We start from the raw sequence: 20399 nt of genomic DNA on the forward strand, positions 1-20399 counted from the left end.
ATGATTTGAAGGCGAGGACGGGCTCGACGTAAGATCAGATCGGGAAGCGTCCGGCTTCGGTCTCGACCGTGATCCAGCGAAGCTCAGTGAATTCCGCAATACCGGCCTTGCCGCCAAAGCGCCCGTAGCCCGAAGCCCCGACGCCGCCGAAAGGCATCTGTGCTTCGTCATGCACCGTGGGGCCATTAACATGGCAAATCCCGGAGCGAATCTGTCGGGCGACCTTCAGGCCGCGGGCCGCATCTCCTGTGAAGACGGCAGCCGAAAGACCGTATTCGCTGTCATTGGCAACGCGGATGGCGTCGGCCTCGTCCTTCGCCCGGATCACCGCGACGACAGGCCCAAAGCTCTCCTCGGAATAGAGGCGCATTCCAGCGCTGACATCCGCGACGACATGGGCAGGAACGAGCACGCCGTTCGGCTCGCCCGCCGCAATCACCTTTGCACCCTTGGCGACGGCGTCGTCGATCAGGCCCTTAAGCTTATCGGCGGTTTTGATATCCACAACAGCGCCAAGCGGTGCCGCACCCTGGCGCGGATCTCCAGCGGTGAGCATCCGCACTTTGGCGGCAAATTTTTCAAGGAAGGCATCCGCCACAGCATCGACGACGATAATCCGTTCCGTCGACATGCAGATCTGGCCCTGGTTGAAAAAAGCGCCAAAGGCTGCTGCCTTCACTGTCTCGTCGAGATCCGCATCGTCCAACACTACAAGCGGCGCTTTGCCGCCAAGTTCCAGAACACAGGGCTTGAGGTTTTGTGCCGCACGCATGGCGACTATGCGCCCGACGGCCGTAGAGCCGGTAAAATTGACACGTCGGATAGCCGGATGATCGATCAAGGCACCGACGACGTCTGCCGCATCCTGCGGCGCATTGGTGACAAGCTGGACGAGACCCTCGGGCAATCCGGCCTCCGCCAGGGCCTCGACGATAAGGCCGTGGGTTTTCGGGCACAGTTCACTTGCTTTGAACACCACTGCATTGCCGCAAGCCAGAGGAGTGGCCAACGCACGCACACCTAGGATGACCGGCGCATTCCACGGCGCGATGCCAAGCACGACGCCCGCTGGTTCGCGAATGGCCATGGCAAGACAGCCCGGCTTGTCGGAAGGGATAACTTCGCCAGCAACTTGAGTGGTGAGTGACGCGGCCTCGCGCAGCATCGACGCAGCAAGCATGACGTTGAAGCGCGCCCAGGCTTCGGTCGCACCGATCTCGGCCATCATCGCCGTCACAAAGGCGTCGCCCTTTGAACTGACGGCATCAGCCGCTCTCAGAAGCGCGGCGCGGCGCGCATTCGGCCCTTGTGCGGCCCAGGCCGGCATGGCGCGAGCGGCCGCATCGACTGCGGCTATCGCCTCATCAGGCGTTTGCGCCGGCGCTTCGCTCGCCACCTCGCCACTAATCGGATTCACGCGTCGAAACAACTTCGATGTCGATGTCATGGTTTCTCCTCCCTAGAGCGTCCGAGGCTCCCGACCTCAAACATTGCTATGTGAAATAGCGATTGACTGCTATATCACATAGCGATACAAAACTGACAAGGGTCAATTTTTACTATTTTTGAGAAGGGCGACGCGTGAAGGCGAGAATGCGGGACATTGAAGGGTTAAGAGCGCCTGTCATGGACGATCTCCTCGGTTACCATCTGCGTCGGGCCTCGATCCTCGATCTGGCGGGTTTTGCCGAGGCGCTCGGCGACGAGATCAAGCCCATTCCTTTCACGGTTCTCTGCCTGATCGATGAGACGCCTGGCATCACGGCCGCCGAGATCGGTCGACAGGCGCGGCTGCAACGGGCCAATCTCGCGCCGATCCTTGCGCATTTCGACAGCCAGGGATGGATCGAACGCCTTGCCGATGATGAAGACCAGCGCATTCAACATCTGCACTTGAGTGAAACGGGTGCTGAGGCCGTCGCCAAATGGCACGCGCGGGTCATGGCGCAGGAGGAACGCACATTCAGTGCGCTAACGCCAAGAGAACGTGAAGTGCTGCGCCGGTTGTTGTCGCGCATCTGGAATGGCGCGTGACACCAGCCATACGCGCTGATGGCACGGTCGCAATTTCATCCATCGCCTGCGGGCGGCGGCTTTGAAAAGAGGGAGCCCTTACTCGCAGAGGCGGGCTTGGGAGGACTGCGGGATACATCGCTGAGGCAGCGTGAGACGCAGGCCAAATGAAAGCATGATTGCCGCTAAGGCGGCCTTTGGGAGGAGAATATCATGACTGAAGCCACGCATAGACATGCGGGGACGGGAACGCGTGCGCTCGTGCTTGTGTTTCTCGCCGCGATTATCGAAGGTTTCGACCTTCAGGCGGCGGGTGTCGCCGTGCCAAAACTTGTTTCCGCTTTTGGACTTTCACCGTCACAGTTGGGCGTTTTCCTCTCATCGGCGACCTTCGGACTGGTGCTCGGCGCGCTGTGCGGCGGCGTTATCGCTGATCGCTTTGGACGGCGCAACGGGCTTGCCCTTTCGCTGATCGTGTTCGGCCTGTTTTCGATCGGCACGGCTTTCTCCGACACGTTCGAGCATTTGGTTGCGATGCGGTTTCTGACCGGCGTCGGCCTTGGGGGCGCGCTGCCTAATCTCATCGCAATTGCCGCTGAATCCGTTGCGCCTGAGCGGCGCGGCAGGGCAGTTGCGATCATGTATGCCGGCGTGCCGCTTGGTGGCGCACTCGCCAGCCTCATCGCCCTGCTTGGCCTGCATGACGACTGGGGCTCGATATTCCTGGTAGGCGGCATCTTGCCATTGCTGCTGGCCCTGCCGCTCCAACTCATGATGGGACCGTTCCGCGTGACACGCGATGCAAGGGCACCTGCCCGTCGCCGCGACGTGCTGATGGCGCCGGGTGCACTGCCACAGACGCTGCTGCTCTGGGCCGCCTTCTTCTTCGGCCTCATCGTCGTATATCTGCTTCTCAACTGGCTGCCGCAGATTCTCGTGTCACTGGGCTTTGCGCGTGAAACGGCGTCGACCGTGCAGATCGTTTTCAATATCGGCGGCGCAGCTGGCGCCATCCTTGGCGGGCGGCTGCTGGACGGCAACAGGCCTGCCTTTTCCGCAGCGCTCTGCTTTATCGGTCTGATGCTGGCAATCACATCTCTTGCCATGTTGCCCGCGGGCAATGTTGCGGCGGCGCTGGCGGCTGGCACTTTTGTCGGCGCGACGGTCATCGGCGTACAGGCGCTGCTCTATGGTATTGCCCCACAATGCTATCCAAGCGAGGTGCGCGGCACCGGCGTAGGCCTTGCCGTTTCTGTCGGTCGGCTTGGTTCAATCGTCGGACCTCTCGTCGCTGGCTGGCTCCTGGCAAGCGGCATGGGTCCGCAGCAACTTCTCTACACGCTGCTGCCCATCGCGGCCATCTGCGGCACCACCACCGTGATCCTCATCCTGCACCGTAGCGGGAAGACACGGGAGGAAATGTCGAGACGCCTGGGCCAAGCTTGATCGGATCGCAAATTCTGCCGCGTAGAGGTGGGCGTCCTTAGGCAAACAAAAAATATCTTGCCTTGATGAGGAGCGTGATCTCGCGAGAGATGTGCTCCTCATTGGCATTTGCCGCATAGCATCCTCGATAGCACTGCAACGTCCGGGCATTGTTCCAAGTTGCGATGCCGTTCTCTACCACCGGTGCCATACCCCCGTCTGAGCCACCGCTAGCAACACGGTGTCCGTGTGTTGCAACAAAGAACGACTATAGCTTCGGTAGGCCCTCCGGTCGCAGTAGGCGACGCTGGGCGGCAATGCGGAAGGGCGCGTTCATGGCGCCATAGCCGTTATAGGCGCCGCGTCGCTCGATGATTTCGAAGAAGAACCCTTCACCGAAAGTGCGGCTATAGATCTGGAAATATTCGCCGTGTTCGTCGCGGTCGTAAAGGATACTGGCAGCACGCAGCGCATCGGAGAAATCCGGTTCAAGACCGAAGCGCGCCTCGAGGTCATCATAATAGTTTCGCGAGATCGGCAGCGCCTGAAAGCCGGTGGCCTTCAGCGCCTCGGCAGTCGCAAAGATGTCGTCGCTCGCAAATGCGATGTGCTGGATGCTGGTGCCGAAGCCTTCTGCCAGGAATTTGCCGGCAAAGGTCTTGCGATTTTCAGCACCGTTCACGGTGAGGCGGAAAAGCGGTTCCGGCTCGCTTTCGATGGCTTGGCTCCGGACCAGTCCGCCAGGATCAACGACATCGACCATCGGTGTGCGCCGGGTCGAGAAGATCGATGTGTAGAATAGAAGCCACGTCAGCATCTCGTCATAATGGGTTGTCTGGGCAAGATGGTCGATACGGGTAAGACGCGCTGTGGGCGACCCGCCCTCGTCGACCAAAGCCTCGAATTCGCTCTCCCAGATACTGCCAAGCGGCGCATTATCGTCGAGGAAGTAGATGACACCGTTGCCGACGCCCTGAATGCCGGGCACCGCGACTTCGCCGGGCTGCCGGGGCTCGGAAAAGACAGGCGCACCGAGTGCGCGCGCGCGGGCGAGCGCTTGCTCGGCATTATCGACCCTGAGGCCAAATGCATAGGCATTGGTGCCATGTACGGCATAGGAAGCGCCGGCGAAGCTATCGCCACTCTCATCCGTATTAATCAGGATACGGATATCGCCCTGGGTATAGAGATCGACGGCGCGGTTGCGGTGCCGGGCGGTGCGTCTAAAGCCCAGCGTTTGCAGAAGATCGATGAGGGTCTGTTGTTCGTCGGGTGCCGAGGTGAACTCAACGAACTCCACCCCTTTCGCCTCGATACGGTCCGGCATCTCCGGCATGGAAAGACGGATATCGGGCTCGTGGCGCCGGACGCGGTCCATCAGATTGACGAGCGAGCGATGTCCGTCCTCTGCCAAAGCCCTGGCTGATCCGCCACGGAACTGGTCGTTGAAGATTTCAAGGGAGAGCGGGCCGGTATAGCCGGTGGCTGCCACAGCACGCATGAAATCGACGACTGGCAGATCGCCCTCGCCCGGCATGTTGCGGAAATGGCGGCTCCAGTAGAGGAGGTCCATGTCGAAGAGTGGCGCATCGGCAAGCTGCACGATGAAGATCTTGTCTCCGGGAATGGAGCGGATCGAATTGGGATCGATCTTGCGGGACAAGGTGTGGAAACTGTCCAGGATGATGCCGACATTCGGGTGATCGGTCCGCCGCACGATTTCCCATGCATCGCGATGGTCGTTGATATGGCGTCCCCAGGCAAGAGCTTCATAACCGACACGCACGCCATGCCGGGCGGCCATCTCCCCGAGTTCGTGGAAATCAGCTGCCGCCCGGTCTATCCCGCCAAGAGAGATCGGCGATACGTTCGAGCAAATCAGCATGAGATCAGTGCCAAGCTCTTGCATGATTTCGAACTTGCGCTCCGCCCGCTCGAAGGCGCGGCTGCGGTGAGGCTCCGGCATGCCTTCGAAATCTCGAAACGGCTGGAAAAGCGTGATGTCCAGACCATGATCACGGACGATCTTTGCCACCTCGCGTGGCGAGGCATCGTAGGTTAGAAAGTCGTTCTCGAATATCTCGACGCCGTCAAAGCCAGCACGGGCAATCGCTGCCAGCTTTTCAGGAAACTCGCCGCTGATCGACACTGTCGCCATCGACGTGCGCATCATCACGCTCTGCTTGTCTGTCTGGTACTGGGCCATATTGCCTTACCTTTTGTGTTTATGTACGAGTTGGTTAATATGGAACGTGGAAAAACGCGGATGCAAAGCATCCGGGGGAAACATGACGAGCACCGCGACGACTACTGAGGGTAAAAAGGCGCGTCCGGCAAAGCGCGATCCGGAAGGCGTGCGGCGCGACATACTGGCGGTCGCGATGGAGGAATTTTCCCAAAACGGTCTTTCTGGGGCGCGGATAGACGAAATCGCGGCACGGACGAAAACGTCCAAACGCATGATCTATTATTATTTTGGCGACAAGGAAGGCCTGTACCAGCATGTTCTGGAAGAAGCCTACAGTAAGGTGCGCGGTGGCGAAAGCGATCTGGCACTGGACCATCTTGACCCGATGGCTGCGCTCGACGCACTCTGTCGCTACACTTTCGAGCATCACCGCCGCAGTCCGGCCTTCATCCGCATGGTCATGATCGAAAATATCCATCACGGCCGGCATGTGCAGATGTCGAAGTCCATCCGAAGCCTCAACCGTCCCGCCATTGCCGCGCTCGAGGCGGTGCTGAAGCGCGGTCAGGATAGCGGTGTCTTTCGTGAAGGCATCGAGGCACTGGAGCTCCACTGGCAGATCAGTGCGCTCTCTTTCTTCAACGTCTCTAACGCTCCGACCTTCTCTTCCATCTTCGGCGAAGACCTTTTCACGCCGCAAGCGCAACAAACGCTGGCCCGCCACGTGGCTGTAATGGTCCTGCGCTATGTGGTGCGGCCCGAACATATCGACGCTATAGGGTCTGACGAGCGATAAGATGGCGAAGCGCCACGCAGTAGCCGTCGATACCGAGACCCGCGATAACGCCGTCGGCTCGCATCGATACATAGGAGTGGTGGCGAAAGACCTCCCGCTTGTGGATGTTGGAAATATGGACCTCGACCACTGGCGCCTCATATGCGTTCAACGCATCAAGGATGGCAATCGACGTGTGACTGAAAGCACCAGGATTGATGACGATGCCTGCGGCCTTGCCGCGTGCCTCGTGGATCCAGTCGATCAACTCGTATTCCCGATTGCTTTGGGCGAAGAAGAGTTCATGACCTGAGGCCATCGCTACCTCGCGACACGTTGCTTCGACATCGGCAAGAGTCTCGCGACCGTAGATTTCCGGCTGGCGCTGTCCGAGCAGGTTGAGGTTCGGTCCGTTCAGAACGAAAAATAGGCTCATGCGGCCGCCTCCGCTTGAAACATCTCCGCAAAGTGTGCGCTCATCCGCTCCGCATCCGGCTCACGTCCGCAGAATAGCCTGAATGCACCGACAGCCTGGAAAATCGCCATGCCGCCGCCCGGTAATGTCTGACAACCCTTCGCCGCAGCGGTCTCGATCAGCCTGGTGATGAGGGGCATGTAGACGATATCGGCAACCCAGTGGCGCGGACTAATCAGATCTGGATCAACGGGAATACCGGGATGGGCGGGCATGCCAATGGGTGTTGCGTGGATGAGACCATCAGCATCGCCGAGCACGGCTGCGGGCGTTTTGGCTGGCGTCGCCCGCCCCTCTCCAAAGCGGATGTTGAGTTCACGCGCAAGCCGTGCCGAACGGTCCGCGTCCTGGTCGAAAATATCCAGCCTGCCGATGCCGAGTTTCAATGCGGCATGGGCAACCGCGACACCGGCGCCACCTGCACCAATGAGAAGCGCCCGATCGCGCCAGGCATCGGGTAGACCGCGCTGAAAGCTTTCGTAAAAACCGTACCAGTCGGTATTGTAACCGATGCGCTTGCCATCTCGGAAGACGACCGTGTTGACGGCGCCCAGCATGCGGGCGTCCTCGGAAAGCTCGTCCAGATGGGAGATTACCGCCTGTTTGAACGGATGCGTAATATTGGTTCCGGCAAAGCCGCGGGCTTCCAATTCCGCGAGAAGGTCGGGCAGCGCGGTCTCCGGCACGTTGCGGACATTGATGTCCACGAGTTCGTAAGAATAGTCGAGTCCGTGTGCGCGACCCTCGCGCATGTGGAGCGCCGGCGATTTCGAAAGCTGGATGTCGGCGCCAATAAGGCCGACCTGATAGGCGGTTCGTTCTGTCATGGATATGGACCGTTTATGCGGCGTGAAAGGCGCGGCGGGTCATCCCGCCGCTTGCTTCAGTGGTGCGCCAAGATTTCGCCGAGAAAGGTGCGCGTGCGCTGGTGTTTGGGATCGCGGAAGAATTCTTCCGGCGGCCCCTCCTCGATGATCTCGCCCGACGCCATGAACACCACGCGATCCGCCACCTGACGAGCAAAGCCCATTTCGTGGGTCACGCAGATCATGGTCATCCCGTCGCGGGCAAGGCCGATCATCGTATCCAGCACTTCCTTGACCATTTCCGGGTCGAGCGCCGAGGTCGGCTCGTCGAAGAGCATCGCCTTCGGCTCCATGCACAGCGCCCTCGCGATTGCCGCACGCTGCTGCTGGCCGCCGGAGAGCTGGGCGGGATACTTGTCGGCCTGATCGAGGATGCGCACGCGAGCGAGATATTTGCGTGCGGTTTCCTCAGCATCCGCTTTGGACAGCCCTTTCACCCGCATCGGCGCAAGCGTACAGTTTTCCATGATGGTCTTGTGCGGGAAAAGGTTGAAGCTCTGAAACACCATGCCCACCTCCCGACGCACGGCATCGATGGCGCGGACGGAATCGGTGAGCTTGGTGCCTTCGACGGTGATCGTCCCCTCCTGGATTTCCTCCAGATGGTTGATGCAGCGGATCAGTGTCGATTTCCCAGAGCCGGACGGGCCGCAAAGAACGATCTTCTCGCCTTTGCGAACCGTCAGATTGATATCCCTAAGTGCATGGTAGGCTCCATACCACTTTCCGACGCCCTCGAGGGCAATCAGCGGAGCCTGGGCGGCGGATTGCGGCATGGAAACCTCCCTTACTTCACGGTGAAGGGGACGTCAGGCATGGATTCCGGGAACTTCGGAACCTCGCGCTTCATCCACTTGGTGTAAATCGCCTGCAACTCACCATCGGCCTTGATCTTTTCGAGGAAGGTGTTGATGGCCTGGTTCCAGTCCTTCTCTCCCGGACGGGTGCCCGCGCCATTGTAAAGGGTCGTCAGGTCGAACTTGGACTCATACTTGCCGGGGGCCGCAGCGTTCAGGCGATCACCATAAAACTGGTTGCCGCCTACGGCCTCGACCTGACCGGAGACGATCGCCTGAATATTGGCGGCATCGTCGTCGAAGCGCAGAATGCTTGCCTTGTCGCCTGCGCCCGCCGTGATGGCGGTGTCCATGGCACTCGACTTCGGTACCCCGACATTCAGTCCCTTCAGATCGTCAAAACCGGCAATCTTCTTGTCCTTGGGCCCATAGACCGACAGAACGTTGCCGGCATAGGGCTGCGAATACTGGATCGTCTTGGCGCGCTCCGGCGTCATGCCCATCGTTGCAAAAAGCACGTCCACCTTACCGGTCATGAGCGCCGGAATACGGTTGGCAACGGCGAGCGGTACGAACTCGGCTTCAAGACCGAGGCTTTTGGCGAAGGCTTTGCCAATATCCGCGTCGAGGCCATCCTGGATCCCGCTAGAATTGACGAAGCCCCAAGGCGAGTTGTCTCCCTGAATGCCAATAACAACCTTGCCCTTCGCCTTCGCCTCCTCAAGCGTGCCGGCCGCGGCATCGACCGGGGCCATGAAGGGCAGAGCGGCAGCGGCGGCTATTAGCCCAAGTACGCTGCGGCGACCGAAAGTCATGCTGGATTTCATCATATTATCCTCCTTGTAAACTGATGAATGCATGGTCACGAAAGTAGATCTCCTCCACCATCGTCCGGAAAATCGAAGCCGATTTTCGAAAAGCCGACGGGTCTTTCCACGACGCTCTATCGAGCGGCGGTCTGAAGGCGTTTCTCAACGCCGGCACCCCAAAGAGAGAGCGGCCAGCAGATCAGGAAATAGATGAGGCCAACGATGGCGAAAACGGTAAGCGGACGGAACGTCTGATTGGAGACGATCTGGCCGGCGCGCGACAATTCGACAAAGCCGACGATGGCAGCGAGCGACGTGCCCTTGATGAGCTGCACCAGGAAACCGATGGTGGCCGGCAACGAAATGCGCAATGCCTGCGGCAGGACAACATCCTTCATGATCGACCTGTAATGCAGGCCGAGCGCACGAGCCGCTTCCGTCTGCCCCTTCGGAACAGCCTGTATACCACCGCGCCAGATTTCACCAAGAAAGGCGCTGGCATGCAGTGTGAAAGCGATGGCGACAGCGATCCACGCATCGATGTTGAAGCCGAGCAGAGCCACGCCGTAATAAACCACGAAGAGCTGCATGAGGAGCGGTGTACCCTGAAAGACCGCGATATAGCCAGCCGTTGCGCGACGGATGGATGGGACTTCGGCAGTGCGGGCCAATGCCACGAGAAGGCCGAAGACACCACCACCAGCAAAGCCGATCAAGGTCAATGCGATGGTCCACTTCAGGCCTTGCATGAGGAAGAACAGTTCGTTGGGGCCTATGCTTGCCATGATCGTCTCCTCACTTGACCGGGTAGCTGAAAGAGATGCGCGAGATGAGACCAAAGACGCCCATCATCAGCGAGGAAATCACGAGGTAGAGCAGCGTGATGGAAAAATATACTTCGAAGGAGCGGAAGGTATCCGCCTCGATCTTCTGCGCCACCGAGGTGAGTTCGTAAGCGGCGATCGACGTGCAAACGGAGGTCGTCAGCGTCAGCATGATGAACTGGCTGGTGAGCGAGGGGTAGACTGCCCGCAGCGCAGGCTTGAGAATGATGTGCCGGAAGATTTGCGCGCGACCGAGGCCAAGCGCGAGCCCTGCTTCCACCTGCCCCTTTGGGACGGCATCCACACCCCCGCGAATGATTTCGATCGCATAGGCGCCACCATTAAGCGCCAGCGCGACGATAGCAGTCACTGTCGGATTAAGACGCAGACCGAGCTGCGGCAGCGCGAAGAAGATAAAGAATATCTGGACCAGAAAGGGCGTATTGCGGATCAGCTCTACAAAGCCGATGACAAAGCCGCGCAACGGCTTGAAGCGTGACCGACGTGCTACGACGCCCAGAATCCCGATGACGGTCGCCAGCGACATGCCGGCAAGCGCCAGGCCGATGGTGGCAAGACACGCGACGAGCAACTCGGGAAGGCGATCGATGACCGCCGAGAAGTCGAGACTGTATGACATGGTTCCTCCACAACCTTCCGGTTAAGGCATCAGCCCGCCGTTGGGTCGTCTCCCCGTTCTCCGCACTCAGGCTTCGAACGCTCCCTTGTTCTTGCCGGACTGTGTTCCAAGAAGAGCTCTCCTAAGCCCCTCCATATCCGACCTCTGAATGTTTGTACCAGTTAGTTCATTTTAAAGTCAACGCTCAGGAAGGGTGAAAATGCAGCTTTTACGACTGATTTTCGGAGCGACTTTATTCCTATTTATCCAATTATTTCAACACATAAGGAAACATCACGCGGCAAGGAGCGATAATGTTTCAACACCCTCTCTCACAGGTCATTTCCTAAGTGTGATGACCGCCACATTCTTCAGGCTCTCGCCCGATCCGTCTGATGTCGCCTAGCAGTCGGCGCGCAGTCCGTAGTGCGGAGGCGGTCGCCAATACCGTGGGTGGCAGCGTCATCCACTCAAGCATCCAAGCGGCACCCGACCGTTCCTGCTCATGAACAAGCGACTGATGAAGCGCCGAAACCTGTGTTGCGTTGAAACGCGCCAGCGTGACCAGCAGTTCTGCTGCAACGGGGTTCTGCTTGTGCGGCATGGCGGAAGACCCGCCGCCACCTGCGAGGCTTATCTCGGCCCCTGCATCGGCAAGTAAAGAGATGTCCTGGCCGATCTTTCCGAGGCTGCCGGTGACAAGCGAAAGCAGCCCCCCGAACTCCGTAATCATGTCACGCTGGCTGTGCCATTGGGCCTGATCGTGAAGACCGAGGCGACCGGCGAGTGCAGCCCGCAAAGCCGGACCATCATTTCCGAAGCGTTCGAGCGTTCCCGCCGCGCCACCGAACTGCAAGGCAAACCCGTCGACGGCAAAATGAGCGAGCCGGGACCGCGTCCGTTCCAGGGGTGATCGCCAGGCACCGATCCGGTCGGCAGCCTTGATCTCGATTGCAGCCTGCATCCGCGTATGCGCCATCAACAGCTTGTCGCCGTCGCGTTCCAGAAGTCCGTCGAGATCGCCGATCAGCGCATCCAACCGAGCCTGGATGATGTCGTTCGCTACTTTCAGTCTCAACACCAAGCTGGTATCGATTACATCCTGGCTAGTTGCGCCGAAATGCACCTTCTCCGCAGCCACCCCACCGACTGCCGCGCGCATCTGTCGAATGAACGCAGGAACGACGACGCCATCACGCGCCATTCCATCCGCAAGCGCGGCCATATCCGGCACGAAGGTGCCAAGCGCGGCGTCGATCGTTTCCGCAATATCGACGGCGAGTATACCGCAATCTGCCTCGGCCAGTGCCAGAGCCCTCTCGAAGCGGATCATAGCGGCAATATCGGCCTCTGCAGAAAACAGCGACGCGATCTCGGCATCGCCGAAGAGGCCGGAGAGGAAAGGATGATCGAAGGGCGAGAGGGTCATCGCGGTCATATATCGAAGAAGACGGTTTCGCCATCGCCTTGCAGGCGGATGTCGAAGCGATAGGCATTCTCGCCATCCGGCTTTGCGATCAGCGTCGGAACGCGGTCCTTGTGTTCGATGCGGGCCAGCACTGGATCAGCCACGTTTGCCGCGTCCTCCTCCGGAAAATACATTCTCGTATGTAGACCGATATTGATGCCGCGCGCGACAATCCAGAAGGTGATGTGCGGCGCCATGAAGCGTCCATCCTTGAATGGAACGCGGCCGGGCTTGATCGTTTCGAAGAGGAACTCACCGGTATCCATATCGCCAGGCGACCGGCCCCAGCCGGCGAAATGGGGGTCGGGAGCGCCGGCCGTTTCGCTCGGGCTGTTATAGAGTCCTTGAGCATCGGCCTGCCAGATTTCCACCAGCGCATCCTTCAGCGCATAGCCGCCGCCGTCGAAGACGGTGCCACGAATGGTGATGCGGGTGCCGGTGGCCTTGTCGTCATAGAGTTTTCCCGCGCCGAGATCTTGCTTGAAGACGCCGTTGATGCCAACGAAGTTCGGTGTGCAGCCAATATGGACGTAGGGTCCTGCCGTCTGGGAGGCGCTTTCCTTCAGATAATCGAGCGGCTGCACCATGTCAGTTCCCCTCCGGGCGGTTCTCGAAGAAGGTGGAGCGGCGACCACGCAACACGATGTCGAACTTGTAGGCGCGCATATCCATGGGAATGGTCGCATTCATGTCGAGCGGCGCGATCAATCGACGGATGGCTTCCTCGTCAGGGATCGTCTTGACGATCGGACACCGCCAGATGAGCGGATCGCCCTCGAAATACATCTGGGTAATCAACCGCTGCTGAAAACCATGACCGAAGACTGAGAAATGGATATGGGCCGGGCGCCAGTCATTCACGCCATTCGGCCATGGATAGGGACCGGGCTGAATGGTCTTGAACCAGTAATAGCCATTCCCGTCGGTGATTGTGCGACCGACACCGCCAAAATTTGGATCGACGGCGGCGAGATAGCTTTCCTTCTTGTGCCGATAGCGCCCGCCGGCATTGGCCTGCCAGAACTCTAAAAGCGCACCGGCGACACCCGCACCGCGCTGATCGAGCACGCGGCCATGCACGAGAATGCGCGGCCCGATCGGCATTTCGCCGGGCTTGGCATAGTTGAGGATCAGGTCGTTATCGAGCGGGTTCAGCAACCCATGACCGAAAACCGGGCCGCTGATTTCGCTCTTGGTGCCCTCAAGCGAAATCAGCGCACGCTGTGGCGAGCGCAAAACGGAGGTCTTGTACCAGGGCGTGTAGGCTTGCGGCTGCATCTCCCGATCACGGGCAAAGAAGGGGCCGGTTTCCGGTGGTTGATTGCTCACGTCGTCTGCTCCTTCAGCGGGGAGGATGCGTTTCGGTTTGCCAGCACCTGCTTGGCAATCTTGAAGCCATGATTGGCGGCAGGCACTCCAGCATAGATCGCCACATGCATCAGCGCCTCGCGAATATCGTCCTCACTGGAACCGGTATTGGCGGTCGCCCGGACATGCATCGCCATCTCCTCATATTGCCCAAGTGCTGCAAGAAGCGCGATGGTCACGTTTGAGCGCTCTCTCTTTGTCCAGCGATCGCTGGACCAGACTGTGCCCCAGGCACTTTCGGTGATCAATGTCTGAAATGGCTGATCGAAGGATGATGCCTGCGCGCTCGCCCGGTCCACATGGGCATCGCCTAGCACCGCGCGGCGCGTGGCCATGCCGCGGCTGTGGCGGTCGACGGATAGTGGTTCGGTATCGCCTGGCGGAAGGGCCTTCAGGAAGTCCGCGACCGCAGCTGCGTAGGCAGTCGGCTGCTCAAGCGGCGGGATGTGTCCGTTGTTGCAGACCCTAACAAAGTAGCTGTTGGCAACGAGACCGGCCAGCGACTCTACGAGTTCAGATGGAGTCGATCCATCCTGATCGCCAGCGACGCAAAGTGTTGGGACAACGAGACGAGCAAGAGCATCGGTGTAATCGGCATCGCGGATCGCCGCACAGGTGCCGCAGTAGCCCTCGGCCGACTGGCGAAGCAGCATGGCGCGAGCGCCCGCGTAAAGCGGATTGTCGTCGCGGCGAAATGCAGGGGTAAACCAACGCTCCATCACGGGATCGACAAGGCTCTCAAGCCCGTTTGCGCGGACGGCGTCGATGCGCGCATTCCACATCTCGGCCGTGCCGATTTTCTGCGCTGTATTTGAAAGGACCAGGGCCGCAACGCGCTCGGGATGTGTTATCGCGACCGACTGCGCGATGAGGCCACCGACCGAAAGCCCCCAGACGATGACCTCGCCGATCTTCAGATGATCGAGAAGGGCGATAAGATCGTCCGCATGAGTCTCTATCGTATAGGGCGGCGTTCCGACGCTGGAAAGGCCGTGGCCGCGCTTGTCGTGAAGCAGATAGGCATAAGCATCGCCAAGCTCGTCGATGACGGTATCCCATATACGGAAATCCGTGCCAAGCGAGTTGACGAACGCGATGACCGGTTTGCCAGCCGTCAGACCCTTGGTCCGGTAGTGAATCGCGGCATCGCCGACCTGAAGAAAATTCATCTTTCACTCCTCTTGCGCGGAGATTGCAAGATCGCGCTGGTTAAGTAAAATGAGATTTTCGGCATTTCTCATAACTTGGTGGTTATGACTTCTCTCATCGATCCACGTATCAAACTCCGGCATCTGCAAGCCTTTATCGAGGTGGCGCGACAAAAGAGCGTCATGCGAGCTGCCAACGTACTGCATATCAGCCAGCCGGCAGTCACCAAAACGGTGCGAGAACTCGAGGATGTGTTAGGTGTCGCACTCTTCGAACGCGAAGGTCGCGGTATTCGTCCCACGCGTCTCGGCGATATCTTCCTGCGCCATGCGGGCGCCACGATGGCCGCCCTTCGCCAGGCGGTCGACGCTGTGTCACGGGAAGCGGCGCATACCGACCCGCCGGTGCGCATCGGCGCACTGCCGACGGTATCGGCGCGCATCATGCCCGAGGCCATGACGCACTTTCTCGCTGAAGCAGCGCAGGCTCCCATTAAGATTGTCACTGGAGAAAACGCCATCCTGCTTGAGCAATTGCGCCAGGGTGACCTTGATCTTGTAGTCGGCAGGCTTGCCACACCGGAGAAAATGACAGGCCTCAGCTTCGAGCACCTCTACTCGGAGCAGGTTGTCTTTGTCGTTCGTCCCGGCCATCGACTGCTGTCAGGCAAGGCCGATCTCTTCACCGAGCTTTCAAATTACCCAATTTTGATGCCGACCCGCAATTCGGTGATCCGCCCGATCGTCGAACAGTTTTTGATCGCACAGGGCGTGGCGATGCCGAAGACGCAGATCGAAACAGTCTCAGACTCGTTTGGACGCGCCTATGTCCGCATGAGCGACGCCATCTGGATCATTTCAGAAGGTGTAGTCGTCGACGACGTCGCAGCGGGCGCACTTGCGATTCTGCCCTTTAACACCTCCGATACTAGCGGCCCCGTAGGGCTGACAATGCGGACGGATACTGCAGTGTTCACCTCGCTCGCCCTCATGATCGAGGCAATTCGCATGGCTGCGACTATTGGGCGGATGGCGTGATCTGAACCAAGACCGCTTGCCTGGGATCAAACCGCTAAAGTGGGATTATTTATCGGATGAATAGTTGTTCACGGCACGTGCCGGCAACGATTGTTTAAGCACGTGTAAAGGTACCGCGAGCGCTTCGCGGGCAACGTCTTCCAGCTTCATGAAACATGCACAGATGGGGAGAACGTTCTCAACGTCTAGCTAAATCGACCCTATCGAGCGGCTTGGCATGGCAACCTAGCTACTTTGTTGGTGGAGCCGCGAAACATTGCGATATGGACCGTTGCGAGATCTGACTGACCATCTACTCTCGCCAGGCAGGCCCGTCGACGGCCGCATTCAATCAGCCGCCAAACCCTTCCGCCTGAACACATCCCTAGATTTAATTTTAGCACCCAGCACGCTTAACGTTACGCCAACCATATCCGCGATATAAAAGACGACGTAAGGAATCTTATAGAGACCACCCTGTAGGCTTTGACGTAAGGCAGGCAGAGCAATGCAGATCGATTTACAAACACTTTGGTACTTGACCGTCGGAACGCTGCTGGTGTCAGCCTCGCTTCTCCTTTGGGAAAGGCAGGCCCATCCAGGTCGCGCACGTGTGCTCGGTGTTCTGGCCGCGGCACTCTTCGCGTTCGTTCTTGGGTGCATGCTCGCCATGAACCGCAGCCACTTTCCGGTCGTGCTCGGTATGGCGGCGATCAACATCCTGATGATGTCAGGATACCTCTTGGTCCTTAATGCAGTCGCCGGGCTTGATGGTCAACGGCATTTCTGCTCGTCCGTCGCAGCGCTAAGCTTCCTAGCCATCGCTTGGGCAATCGCTGGCACGCACTTCCCGGCCGCATTCTGGAACCATGTCTCGTCTATCCCCATCGCTCTGACCTGCGGCCTGACAGCATGGATGCTCCTGCGCAGCCGCACTGTGCAGCGATTGCGCTCCCGTCCGGTCGCAGTAACGATTTTGGCCTTCCATGCCCTGTTCTATTTTGCCCGAGCGTTCATTGCCCCTGTTCTCATTGAGCGCTACGGGCACGATATGATCTCCATCATCGGGAAGGCGACGATGTACGAGGCTGTCTTGTACTCGGTGGCGATGCCAATGTCCTTTTTGATGATTATACGAGAGGAGGAAAAGCTCAACCTGCTCCGTATGTCACAAACCGACCAACTGACTGGACTTGCGAACCGCCATGCCTTTTTCGAGCAGGCATCTCGGATGCTGCGGGAGCGGCATGATAACCCCGTCTCACTGCTCGCCTTCGACCTCGACCACTTCAAGGCAATCAACGACCGTCATGGACATCCAACCGGAGATAAGGTTTTGCAGCTGTTCGCCGACACTGCCCGCAAAGAAGCAGGCCCGGGCGCACTTCTTGTCCGTTTGGGCGGTGAGGAATTCGCTGCGCTTCTGCCATTGTGCGACCATTCCCAAGCTCTCAGTCGCGGCCAAGCAATCGCAAGCCGGTTCGCCGAAGAAGCCGCTCGGGCAGAGGGCTTGAAGACTCGCGCCACAGTCAGTATCGGCCTTGCGGCGCCGGACTGCAACGACCTCTCCGGGATGCTCGCAAGCGCCGATAGCGCGCTCTACCGCGCAAAAGCCCTTGGGCGGAACCGCGTTGAGACCGCAAGCCCAAACGAATTGCTGCTGCACCCCTCAGCCGATCCGTTGCCTCATCAGTTGCGGGCAGTCTAGGACAAGAAGTCATCCCACGATGTAGCTCTTTGGGATGAGCACCTTGAACATGGACCAACTCCGTGCTCATCTTTAAGCGATCGCTTTCGAACCTGATCCCCAAGCTGAGTTCCCGTCTCACAGAACTGCCACAACGGCGCCCGTTACCCTGAGTCTAGATCCAAGAAATTTGGCGTGCACGCGGCCAACGACAGCAATCCATCACCTGCATTTTCATTCAGGGGCGTCAGAGCAGCGTTTGCTAGAGTTAAGTAATCTTGTTGAATTCTTAAATGTGTGTGCACCAGAGATTGAAATTGTACTGAATTTCAATACAAGCTGTAGCATAAACGCGCGTTTCCCGAGGGACGCCGACGTCGTTTCTCGGAACTATAAAACTTTTCGTATTAGGAGTTCATCCATGGTCCACAAGAGAAGTCCCGATGCGATCGACGTGTTTGTGGGCGGTCGTATCCGCATGCGTCGTATGATGCTGAAGTTGAGCCAGACGCAGTTGGCGAACGAACTCGGAGTGACGTTTCAACAGGTCCAGAAATACGAGAAGGGCACGAACCGTGTTGGCGCAAGCCGTCTGCAAAAGATCGCAAATGTCCTCGGCGTCCCGCCAAGCTTCTTCTTCTACCAAGAGAGTGAAGAACTGGTCACCACGGCAGGCATCGGAGATTTCACGACGATGAACTACGTTTCGCAATTTCTTCAATCCCGTGAGGGCATGGCCCTAAACCAGTCGTTTTTAAAAATTCCCGATGCAAACGTCCGCCAAAAGATTGTGGCGCTCGTCAAGGCTATGGCCGAGATGGACGAGCTTCTTCCTATTGCCCCTGAAGGGCGTTCATCGGTGGAAGTTAGGTTGAACAGCTAGGTCGCAGATCTGGGCTTTTGGATAACCATGACGGAACTGTAGTGGGGATCAATGGCGTTCAGGTTGTTGACACTTGGGGAACTTCGGCTCGTTGATCCTTCGGGGAATGCTGTTGCCTTCTCCGAGAAGGGTTTAATCATCCTTGCCTACCTATTTGTCCACCCGCAACGTGCCCAATCGCGGACGGCGTTGTCGAAGCTGCTATGGGACGCGGTCGAGCCGCCGCAGGCATATACCAATATGCGCAAGTCATTATCGAGGATCGACGGCCGCCAGCATGAATTGGGTCATCAATTCGTTCAAATCACTGCTTCCGATGTAAAGCTCAATGCTAAGGCTATCGACTGCGACATTGCGGAATTGGAAGCCCCGCCTGTTTCGGACGCACTGATTGATCTGCGCTCGTTAGTCGGACTTTTCAGTCATGCGTTTCTCGAAAACGTCGACAGCACAGGAGCCGCACTTTCAGCCTGGATTGGACAGCAAAGGGTACAACACCTATCCCGATTGCGGGAAGCCTTAATCACTGCGATACCGATCGCGAAATCTGCGCAGGATATCGCGCTCGTCAAGGATGCGGCCCTGCGCATATTTCAGCACGACCCGGATGACGAGATGATCGTCAGCTTGCTTGCGGAGACCTATTCCACCGAGGGCAAGGTAGAGGCCTTCCGAAACATCTACGAAGGCCAAAAACAGAAGCTGTGGGGTAACCTGACACTAGATCCCGATGTCCGTGCCCTGAATGTTGTCAAAAAGGTCTTTGAGAGGCAGCGCACTCTCCTTGCCGTTTCGCAGCAAGGAATTGGGGACCAGTTGGGCGCTAAAGCAGGCACAGGCCTCAAGCGCCCCATGCCGAGGCTTGTACTCCTGCCGCCAGTGGAGAGCATTGCCGGTCGCCAGCCTCTGCTCCCTTTCGCTGACGCACTTATTGAGGACGTCACCATCGCGCTATGTTCCTTGACCTCAGTGTCTGTGGTCGCTCCCTACACGGCCGCCCAGATCAGCCGGCAGTCGGATAAGGCCACCACGATCGCGCAGCATTCCATCTCCTACGTGCTCGATACCAGGCTTTCAGGCCAAGGCACCCAATGCAGCCTCTTCGTGCAGTTGGTTTACTTCGCAAACGATGAGGTCATCTGGGCGGACCGTTACGACATGGAAAAAGACAGTCTGGCCGTCCAGCGGCGTCAGATAGCTCGCCGAATTTCCATGGCGATCACCGGGGAAATAGAGCGCAACGAGCTGGCGCGGGAATATTTCGAGCAAAGCCCGGTCGCATACCACCATTACCTCCTCGGACAGCGACATCTCAAGAACCTTGGTCTTCCAGATATTCGCCGTGCACGCAAAGAATTTCGAGCAGCGCTCAGTCACTCTCCCTATTTCGCGCCAGCATTGAGCGGTATCGCTCGAACTTATTCAAGGGAATGGCTAATCACGGCACGTGGAGACGCTCAACTTCTGAAAGAAGCCGAGAAACATGCTAACAAAGCGATCGCGGCTGGCCAAGACATGGTCGGCGGCTACAGAGAACTCGGTGTTGCTAAGATGCTCTTAGGCGGCATTGATGAAAGCGTTGAGGCCTTGGAGTTGGCCGAGACGCTCAGCCCCCATTATGCCGATGTCACCGCGGACTACGCCGACACCCTTGTCCATGCATCGAAGCCCGGCCTAGCACTCGAGAAAATCGAAAAAGCCATCGAGCTCAACCCCTTGAGCCCCGATGTCTACCTTTGGACAGCAGCCGGCGCGTCCTACTGCCTCGAAGAGTACGAGCAAGCCTTATCCTATATCGAGCGCATGGCCGACAGAGGGCTCGCTAACCGCCTCTCCGCCGCAAGCTGGGCGATGATTGGCGACCAAAAAAGGGCGAAGAGCTTCGTGCGCAAGGCTCGGGAAACCAATCCCGACTTCGATGTGGATACTTGGCTGACCGCCGTGCCGTTCAAGGAGCAATGGCAGAAAGATCACTACCGTGATGGCCTGCGAAAAGCAGGCTTTTGAAGCAAATGAGCCAAAAGAAGGATTTTTAGC

General features: G+C 58.4%; 19 protein-coding genes. 7 read left to right on the plus strand and 12 right to left on the minus strand.

Annotated elements, in window-relative coordinates; genetic code table 11:
- Positions 1-34: 34 nt before the first annotated feature.
- The gene (locus tag ACTJKV_RS15085; protein ID WP_113261151.1) at positions 35-1447 is read right to left on the minus strand and encodes an aldehyde dehydrogenase; all 1413 of its coding nucleotides are present in this window, start codon (positions 1445-1447) and stop codon (positions 35-37) included.
- A gap of 179 nt (positions 1448-1626) precedes the next feature.
- On the opposite strand from ACTJKV_RS15085, the gene ACTJKV_RS15090 reads away from it, so the two are divergent.
- On the plus strand, positions 1627-2034 hold the full coding sequence (locus tag ACTJKV_RS15090) for a MarR family winged helix-turn-helix transcriptional regulator (protein ID WP_162741887.1): 408 nt from the start codon (positions 1627-1629) through the stop codon (positions 2032-2034).
- Between the two features lie 192 nt (positions 2035-2226).
- The gene (mhpT, locus tag ACTJKV_RS15095; protein ID WP_113261149.1) at positions 2227-3459 is read left to right on the plus strand and encodes a 3-(3-hydroxy-phenyl)propionate transporter MhpT; all 1233 of its coding nucleotides are present in this window, start codon (positions 2227-2229) and stop codon (positions 3457-3459) included.
- Between the two features lie 247 nt (positions 3460-3706).
- On the opposite strand, the gene ACTJKV_RS15100 is transcribed toward mhpT, so the two are convergent.
- Complete coding sequence (locus tag ACTJKV_RS15100; protein WP_440599130.1) at positions 3707-5608, minus strand: bifunctional sugar phosphate isomerase/epimerase/4-hydroxyphenylpyruvate dioxygenase family protein; 1902 nt, start codon at positions 5606-5608, stop codon at positions 3707-3709.
- A 118-nt stretch (positions 5609-5726) separates the two neighbouring features.
- Between ACTJKV_RS15100 and ACTJKV_RS15105 the strand changes: the two genes are divergently transcribed.
- The gene (locus tag ACTJKV_RS15105; protein WP_062424475.1) at positions 5727-6422 is read left to right on the plus strand and encodes a TetR family transcriptional regulator; all 696 of its coding nucleotides are present in this window, start codon (positions 5727-5729) and stop codon (positions 6420-6422) included.
- On the opposite strand, the gene aroQ is transcribed toward ACTJKV_RS15105, so the two are convergent.
- From aroQ to pcaDC, 10 genes are all read right to left on the minus strand, one after another.
- The gene (gene aroQ, locus ACTJKV_RS15110; RefSeq protein ID WP_062424474.1) at positions 6400-6837 is read right to left on the minus strand and encodes a type II 3-dehydroquinate dehydratase; all 438 of its coding nucleotides are present in this window, start codon (positions 6835-6837) and stop codon (positions 6400-6402) included. The genes ACTJKV_RS15105 and aroQ overlap by 23 nt on opposite strands.
- Positions 6834-7703 (minus strand): shikimate dehydrogenase, encoded by an 870-nt coding sequence (locus ACTJKV_RS15115; RefSeq protein ID WP_112519783.1) that lies wholly within the window; start codon positions 7701-7703, stop codon positions 6834-6836. The genes aroQ and ACTJKV_RS15115 overlap by 4 nt, the downstream gene beginning before the upstream one ends.
- A 56-nt stretch (positions 7704-7759) precedes the next feature.
- Entirely contained in the window at positions 7760-8518 is a 759-nt protein-coding gene (locus tag ACTJKV_RS15120) for an amino acid ABC transporter ATP-binding protein (RefSeq protein ID WP_112358073.1), read from the minus strand.
- An 11-nt stretch (positions 8519-8529) separates the two neighbouring features.
- A complete protein-coding gene (locus tag ACTJKV_RS15125) occupies positions 8530-9369 on the minus strand; it encodes a transporter substrate-binding domain-containing protein (protein WP_112519782.1) in 840 nt (279 codons plus the stop codon).
- Between the two features lie 113 nt (positions 9370-9482).
- Entirely contained in the window at positions 9483-10133 is a 651-nt protein-coding gene (locus ACTJKV_RS15130; RefSeq protein WP_062424471.1) for an amino acid ABC transporter permease, read from the minus strand.
- 10 nt (positions 10134-10143) lie between these two features.
- On the minus strand, positions 10144-10812 hold the full coding sequence (locus ACTJKV_RS15135) for an amino acid ABC transporter permease (protein WP_062424470.1): 669 nt from the start codon (positions 10810-10812) through the stop codon (positions 10144-10146).
- Between the two features lie 325 nt (positions 10813-11137).
- A complete protein-coding gene (locus ACTJKV_RS15140; protein WP_113176086.1) occupies positions 11138-12220 on the minus strand; it encodes a 3-carboxy-cis,cis-muconate cycloisomerase in 1083 nt (360 codons plus the stop codon).
- Positions 12221-12225: 5 nt separating this feature from the next.
- A complete protein-coding gene (gene pcaG / locus ACTJKV_RS15145) occupies positions 12226-12846 on the minus strand; it encodes a protocatechuate 3,4-dioxygenase subunit alpha (protein ID WP_113176039.1) in 621 nt (206 codons plus the stop codon).
- A gap of 1 nt (position 12847) precedes the next feature.
- Positions 12848-13588: a protocatechuate 3,4-dioxygenase subunit beta gene (gene pcaH / locus ACTJKV_RS15150; RefSeq protein WP_113176038.1), complete on the minus strand. Its 741-nt coding sequence runs from the start codon at positions 13586-13588 to the stop codon at positions 12848-12850.
- A complete protein-coding gene (gene pcaDC, locus ACTJKV_RS15155; RefSeq protein ID WP_113176037.1) occupies positions 13585-14796 on the minus strand; it encodes a bifunctional 3-oxoadipate enol-lactonase/4-carboxymuconolactone decarboxylase PcaDC in 1212 nt (403 codons plus the stop codon). Before pcaDC ends, pcaH begins: the two co-directional genes overlap by 4 nt.
- Positions 14797-14880: 84 nt before the next feature.
- Here pcaDC and pcaQ point away from each other — a divergent pair, with 84 nt between their 5' ends.
- The 4 genes from pcaQ to ACTJKV_RS15175 all read left to right on the plus strand — a co-directional run bounded on the left by pcaQ (position 14881) and on the right by ACTJKV_RS15175 (position 20369).
- Positions 14881-15813, plus strand: a complete 933-nt coding sequence (gene pcaQ / locus ACTJKV_RS15160; protein ID WP_440599012.1) for a pca operon transcription factor PcaQ — start codon at positions 14881-14883, stop codon at positions 15811-15813.
- 592 nt (positions 15814-16405) lie between these two features.
- Positions 16406-17500 (plus strand): diguanylate cyclase, encoded by a 1095-nt coding sequence (locus ACTJKV_RS15165; RefSeq protein ID WP_440599013.1) that lies wholly within the window; start codon positions 16406-16408, stop codon positions 17498-17500.
- A 400-nt stretch (positions 17501-17900) separates the two neighbouring features.
- The gene (locus ACTJKV_RS15170) at positions 17901-18362 is read left to right on the plus strand and encodes a helix-turn-helix domain-containing protein (RefSeq protein WP_112358064.1); all 462 of its coding nucleotides are present in this window, start codon (positions 17901-17903) and stop codon (positions 18360-18362) included.
- A 51-nt stretch (positions 18363-18413) separates the two neighbouring features.
- Positions 18414-20369 carry a hypothetical protein gene (locus tag ACTJKV_RS15175; protein ID WP_440599014.1) on the plus strand — a complete coding sequence of 652 codons (1956 nt, stop codon included), beginning with the start codon at positions 18414-18416 and terminating at the stop codon, positions 20367-20369.
- Positions 20370-20399: the final 30 nt, after the last annotated feature.

The sequence above is a fragment of the Agrobacterium sp. 22117 genome (assembly GCF_052045735.1).
Classification (GTDB): Bacteria; Pseudomonadota; Alphaproteobacteria; order Rhizobiales; family Rhizobiaceae; genus Agrobacterium; species Agrobacterium cavarae.